Origin of the sequence: Arcicella aquatica (genome assembly GCF_034928825.1) — a bacterium.
GTDB classification, from domain to species: domain Bacteria; phylum Bacteroidota; class Bacteroidia; order Cytophagales; family Spirosomataceae; genus Arcicella; species Arcicella aquatica.
In genome coordinates this window covers 1-2045 of the sequence record NZ_JAYFUL010000097.1, presented here as the reverse complement: position 1 = coordinate 2045, position 2045 = coordinate 1, and the positions used below count along the sequence as shown (strand labels likewise).

Below are 2045 nucleotides of genomic sequence, written 5' to 3'. Positions count from 1 at the left end.
GTCAAAGATTTAAATTGCCGTGGGTTGTTGCGAGCTTTTTCGTAGGCTGTCATAGCTTTTTGTACAAAGTTCGCACGCACACACGACAATATAAATAATTAGTATTCAAAATGTCTAATGGTTAATTCAATGTTTTTTTTAATCGAATAGAAGCAAAAAAACAAAAAGATTCATTTTTTTCTTAATTTAGAATGTCCTATATAAATTGATAAATTTTCAGGGGATGGAAACCAAAAAAGAGGAAAAAAGAATATTTCCAGAAGAGTTAAATCATCTTGAAGAATCTTTTAAAGAGGCTAAGGCTCGGATAGAGGCAATTGACCTAGAAATACAGAACATAAGACCTGATAGAGGTCCTCAGCTAACCTTTCCGTCCCCCAAACTATAGCAATCCTAACTACAGTCAAAATAACGCTCAGAAAGTGGCACGGTTAAATCAGGAAAAATACCGAATACAAAAGGGTTTTAATGAAAAACTGGAGAAGGAGCTAGTCAATTTAGAACCTAAACAAGCAGAGAAAATACGGGAGATGATAGATTACAAATTCAGTGATAATGAATACAAGAATCTTGATAATCAACAGATGAAAAACGTTAAAGGTGATGTAAAAGACGTGAAATCATCCTTTAATTACATGGAGAGTCTTCATTACAGACAATTTTCGCCTGATAAATCGAAAGAAGCTGAACCAGCTCCCAACGAAACAGAAAAATCAGATGTACATGCTAAGAATACACCTGAAAGTTTTATATCTCAATATAAATATCCACAGACGAAGGACTTTGATGAAAATACAAAAGATATAATTGATAAGGAGAAAGAAAGCGAACCTAGCAAAAGTGGAATAACGAAATCAGACCCTCAATCTAAAAATATGCCTGAGAGTTTTATGGCTCAGTATGAATTACCAAAGCCTAAAGACTTTTCTGAAAACTCAAAGGACGTTGCAGAAAAGAAAAAATTGGATATTGATAAAGATAGAGACTAGTTATCGCTCATGTTCAATATCAAAGTCTTTGTCCTTTTCGTTTTTGATGGGTTTGTTATCTTTTTCTTTTAAAGGATTATTTCTCAACCAAGATGGTATTTTTTCTTCAAATCTTTCATCTAAGTATTGTTGTCTTCCATCTTGAATGCCAGCAATGAAAGAGCTTTCTCCTGTCGTCTTAGAAAGTTTGTCTGAAAGCTCTGGTTCGTATGATGCTATCATATAGCCTTGATTAAAACCTTTGATATACAAGTCAATATTTTTTTGCTCGTCCATAATACTGAATGTCGTTTATAAGTGTCAAATCTTATGATATTTAAAACATTTTATGAGCGTTACTCTCAAGGTATTTGTCGATGGACTCTCTATCGTAGAGGATAATTTTCTTTTGCGGTTGAGAAAATCTAATTTTCCCTTCGTCTCTTAATTTCTGTAATGTAGTTTTTGATTTGATATTCAAGAGTTGCATGGCTTGGTCATCAGAAATCCATTTTTCCTTTTCTACTTTATTCGTTTCGTCGTGCAACAACCTGCTCTACTAAAGCATAAAAGGCAGATTCTTCTAGGCAGATGACTTGCATGAATTTTACAGGGAAGGGGGTGGACAAAACAATCAAATAAATTTAAAAAATTATTTGATAAGCTCCATCATATTTATTCAGATTATCTTCTGGTTTTTATTGTCCTTGCTATTTTGTAATTATCTCTGAAAGATTATCAATGAATGGAATAGCACCATACCGACCTTCAAGATAATACTTGTCTGTTCGAATATAGATTGTTTTTACTTGTTATTCTCTTTTTTATAATAAATGTATTTAATCAAAATTCTTTTTTTGTTCATTAATCTCCTTTTCTGTTCTGTAATCAAGTGGTATATTTAAAAATGTTGGTAATACATTTAGTTTTAAATTAATATCTCCCCAATAGTTGAAGTCTACTCTACCCGATGAAAAATCAGAATTAATAAAAAAAGGCTGAAATTTGTAGTTCCTAAGCAACAAATACAGCCTTTTAATGAAAAATATCATCGGTATCAAAATTAAAGATTTATTC

At 31.9% G+C, this 2045-nt stretch carries 5 protein-coding genes; 2 read left to right on the top strand and 3 right to left on the bottom strand.

Features of this window, described 5'->3' with window-relative positions:
• Positions 1-223 precede the first annotated feature (223 nt).
• Positions 224-388, top strand: coding sequence for a hypothetical protein (locus VB264_RS24950; RefSeq protein WP_323254110.1), 165 nt, complete (start codon positions 224-226; stop codon positions 386-388).
• 34 nt (positions 389-422) lie between these two features.
• Entirely contained in the window at positions 423-989 is a 567-nt protein-coding gene (locus VB264_RS24945; RefSeq protein WP_323254108.1) for a hypothetical protein, read from the top strand.
• Here the strand turns inward: VB264_RS24945 and VB264_RS24940 are convergent, their stop codons facing one another.
• From VB264_RS24940 to VB264_RS24930, 3 genes are all read right to left on the bottom strand, one after another.
• Complete coding sequence (locus VB264_RS24940) at positions 990-1265, bottom strand: hypothetical protein (RefSeq protein ID WP_323254106.1); 276 nt, start codon at positions 1263-1265, stop codon at positions 990-992.
• A gap of 40 nt (positions 1266-1305) precedes the next feature.
• The gene (locus VB264_RS24935) at positions 1306-1515 is read right to left on the bottom strand and encodes a helix-turn-helix domain-containing protein (RefSeq protein WP_323254104.1); all 210 of its coding nucleotides are present in this window, start codon (positions 1513-1515) and stop codon (positions 1306-1308) included.
• A gap of 292 nt (positions 1516-1807) precedes the next feature.
• On the bottom strand, positions 1808-2045 hold a 238-nt coding region (locus VB264_RS24930; RefSeq protein WP_323254102.1), incomplete at its 5' end, for a hypothetical protein.